Raw genomic sequence first — 3128 nt, 5'->3', positions numbered from 1 at the left:
TGCGCTCGGGTTCGGGATGACGTGGGGAGTTACTGGCCCCACCCCAAATAAGTTGTCTATTGATCAAATCTTCATTAGATAGGTAGGTGTTTTTTCAGAACATTTGACAGGAGCGTTCAGGACCTGTCCCCAGAGATGGTGGTATGAGAACGTTTCAGCAATTTTTTAAAAGTCAGATGCATTCTTTAAATTGACTTAAAAAGTCATATTGGTAGAATCTTTTCCCCTCATTTTTGCTAATTTCATTATTTATTTGACCTGCAGGGACTCTAGGTTAATTTATTCCGTTGGAGAGAAAAAATGCAAGGTAAAGTTGATAAACAACAAATCGCTGCCCAAGATATCTTAGAAAAATACAACACTGTACTCACATCACTCATGAGAGCAATGGGCAGAGCAACTTTTACAATGATGCATGCTGATTTTCTTTGCATGCATGAAGCGCTGGTCAACATCGCTAAAGGGGTAACACCAGTCGCTTGTAATATGTTCTTTAAGTATAATGATTTTATTGATCCTGATCCTAAAATCTCGATACAAAAATTTATTTTAAAATATATAAAATATCCATCAAAAACATTTGAAACCAACTGCAAAGTTTATTTTAGGGTGGATACAGAACTGATGCCTTATCTAAAACAATTTTACACATCTGTAGTCGCTGCATTTCCGATAACTATTAGTTTTTACACTAGAAATGGAGAGTTAGTTATTCAATTTCCTGATCAGGAATTGCGCGATCTTTGCCTTAAATGGCTTGGTGATAAATTCCCAAACCCGTCGCATAATGAAAAAAATATGATTCATCTCCCTGCTTATGTTCAAGAGGGAAAATTAGTCGTTAGATTCGATTCAATAAGGCAAAGAGAGCAACTGATAAGTATACTTGGCTTAAAAAAAAGCCAGTTCTCGGTATGTAAAGAAGGAAATGATTTGTGTATCAATGACCCAATGATAAATACCCCTGATTATTGTATTACTATAGAAGCTCCAAAACATTTATATGTCCCGAAGGATCTCGGCATGTATGTCTCTACAGTTTATTATACACACCGAATAGCAGAAGGTTTTCATGCGACAGGATCATTTTTCAAAATGCTTCCCAAAGAACTTAACATTCAAGTTGCTGCATTGGCAGCTGCGGTTCAATCAGGTGTGGAAGAAGAAAATACTCGTGAAATAGCGGCTAACCTATTTTAATTAATCTGTTCTTTAAAATGAACAAGTGAGGGATTGAAATTATTGTCTCCTTAATTGCAAAAATTAGAACCATTAGGACTTAGTTGTAAACATCCCATGTTTAGTTTTAAATACATATTAATTCCTTTTAAAAAAGAGTAATGGCGCCCCACCAGTTACTGGGGTGCTGAAACTCGTTATAACACACCAAGGAGATGACTAAAAATAACCAAATGAGATCACTAATTGTGATTTCAATTTTTGTTCAATTGATTATTTTGGTCATAAAACCAAAACTAACGCGTTCCAGTTTATATGTCTTCTAATTTAATATGAATTGATTAAGTCATAAGTCTATAAAGGAAATAGAAGTTTTTTTTATAATTTTATGCGCTTACCTATGAATACATTTTGAAAAAAAATATCCCTCGATAGGCAAGCAATTTTGAGTTATTAACCTAGATAAGTCGATGCGAGTCTGCCAGATGCATTACTTTCTATTTCAACATCGCAAACATCAGCAACGGTTGACGCGATTTTCATATTAATTTCTGCAGGAAAATTGCTAAAAAAGCTATTAGGGCTTTTAGCATAAGCACTTAATCCTTTGACAATAATACGGTAATCAAGATAAGCCCATTTTTTTTCTGGTTTAGATAAATGTTCTGGAGTGTCAATGTAAATACTTTGTTCGTATTGTACGATAGTTGGATCCTTAAAAACTATTTGATTGTCTCCCTGCCTTGTGATTATAGCTCCTGTTAAACCCAGCAGGTTAATTGCTTCATCTCTTGACACTCGATTCGGAAAAGTTGCTACTAGCTGACCATTTACAACCTCATCTTTAATATGAAGCACAGGTCTGAATGAAGGGAATACTCCAACAGGAACTCTTATCATTTGTTTGAAATAATCATATGAAGTATTAGTTGGGAATTTAAGGGCTAATCCATCATCCGATCTATATATTGCAATGGGCCTTGGGGTGCAGAGATCATTTAATTCACTATAGAACCGATTTAAATTTTCTATAGAATCAGTATCAAACGAGAAATGGCACAAATAATCGAGCAATATAGCTGCAAAATGTTCTTTAGAATAATACTCAACAAAATCCTGTATAATTTGTAGGGGATCCTTAGAAGTTCCAAAGATTTTTCTAAAAGGCTTATCATCAAAAGAATTGCGATGAACGCCATCGTATGTTGCCTCACCATTATTTTTTAGACAGTATAATGCTCGGTAAAGCTCAGGAAATACAGCATACATTTGATTTTCGTCAAGCCATTTTTCTACCTCGTAATTCGGATTGAATCGCATAGTGCGCATCAATTCAAGTAAAGCAGTTTCATATTTTATAAACAAAGCAACTGCATCATCTTTATGCAACATAATAATTCTCTAAATTAATATTATAAAAAGAAATTTTAGCTAGAAGGTATGATAGAAAAGGAGAAAGAAGTCGATTAATTAGTCCAGTCGGTGTTTAGACTAAAGACATAAAAGAAATCCAGCCAGTCTTTCTTCATTCTTTATCTAAACGACAAACCCGTTTCATTAAATTAAAACTAGGTCAAAAACCAGTCCTCATAAACTATCCATATTAGAGAAGATAAGTCGTTTGCTAAGCCTTAGATTGCTTAGTACTTTCGCGGGCAAATAGTATTGAAAGTTTGTTTGCATGTCAATAAATACACTCTGTGATTTAAAAATATTCCATTATTAAAGATTGGGTAGCTCCCCACGTCATCCCGAACCCGAGCGCAGCGAGGGTGAGGGATCTCCTGCGGTATATCTCGGATACAGTCATATAAAAAAACATTTTAAAAATTATGTGGCTGTGATCAAATAGCTGCATGAAATACTACAATCAAATCATCAGCACACTATTGGCTAGGATTGCGGAACTAGAAAAGAGAGTGACGCAACAGGCGGCAAGGATAGCAGAG

2 protein-coding genes are annotated in these 3128 nt (G+C 35.0%); one reads left to right on the top strand and one right to left on the bottom strand.

The features are described from left to right. Positions 1–300: 300 nt before the first annotated feature. The gene (locus BW930_RS16735; RefSeq protein WP_058469228.1) at positions 301–1200 is read left to right on the top strand and encodes a hypothetical protein; all 900 of its coding nucleotides are present in this window, start codon (positions 301–303) and stop codon (positions 1198–1200) included. Positions 1201–1632: 432 nt separating this feature from the next. Here the strand turns inward: BW930_RS16735 and BW930_RS16730 are convergent, their stop codons facing one another. After that, positions 1633–2571, bottom strand: coding sequence for a hypothetical protein (locus BW930_RS16730; protein ID WP_058469227.1), 939 nt, complete (start codon positions 2569–2571; stop codon positions 1633–1635). Positions 2572–3128 lie beyond the last annotated feature (557 nt).

This window comes from Fluoribacter gormanii (assembly GCF_900156395.1).
GTDB classification, from domain to species: domain Bacteria; phylum Pseudomonadota; class Gammaproteobacteria; order Legionellales; family Legionellaceae; genus Legionella; species Legionella gormanii.
The sequence above is the reverse complement of the archived record's forward strand: the minus strand, read 5'-3'. Positions and strand labels throughout refer to the sequence as shown.

Coding starts and splice junctions, on each gene's coding strand:
- BW930_RS16735 (WP_058469228.1), top strand. CDS start 301: ATGCAAGGTAAAGTTGATAAACAACAAATCGCTGCCCAAGATATCTTA.
- BW930_RS16730 (WP_058469227.1), bottom strand. CDS start 2,571: ATGTTGCATAAAGATGATGCAGTTGCTTTGTTTATAAAATATGAAACT.